General features: G+C 40.8%; 1 protein-coding gene. It reads left to right on the forward strand.

Annotated features, from left to right (window positions below; all coding sequences use genetic code 11):
• Window positions 1–453, forward strand: a 453-nt coding sequence (locus AN391_RS19915) for an IS3 family transposase (RefSeq protein WP_152967922.1), incomplete at its 5' end; no start/stop codon positions are given.
• Window positions 454–461 lie beyond the last annotated feature (8 nt).

Below are 461 nucleotides of genomic sequence, written 5' to 3' on the forward strand. Positions count from 1 at the left end.
GAAGGCTGGATGTACCTTGCTGTTGTAATGGATTTATATTCTCGTCGAATTGTTGGCTGGCATATTGATAAACGTATGACGACTGATTTGGTCAGTAAAGCAATGATAAAAGCATATAACTTACGGCAACCGCCCAAAGGATTAGTATTTCACAGCGACAGGGGCTCACAATATACAAGCAAGCAATATCGGCAATTACTTAGGAGTTATAGTGTTAGAGCAAGCATGGGTGATGTGGGAGCGTGTTGGGATAATGCTGTTGTTGAAAGGTTCTTTGGTAGCTTGAAACATGATTGGTTACTAAAAGTGGCTCAACCAACGCGTGAGCACATGAAAAATGATGCTGCAGAATATATGAAGTATTACAATCTGGAAAGACTGCACTCAGCTAATAATGATCAGTCACCAGTAGAGTATGAAAATTCTTTAGGAAAAGTGTCCGGCTGGAGTTGACCAGAACA

This window comes from Pseudoalteromonas sp. P1-13-1a (genome assembly GCF_001401875.1).
Taxonomy (GTDB): domain Bacteria; phylum Pseudomonadota; class Gammaproteobacteria; order Enterobacterales; family Alteromonadaceae; genus Pseudoalteromonas.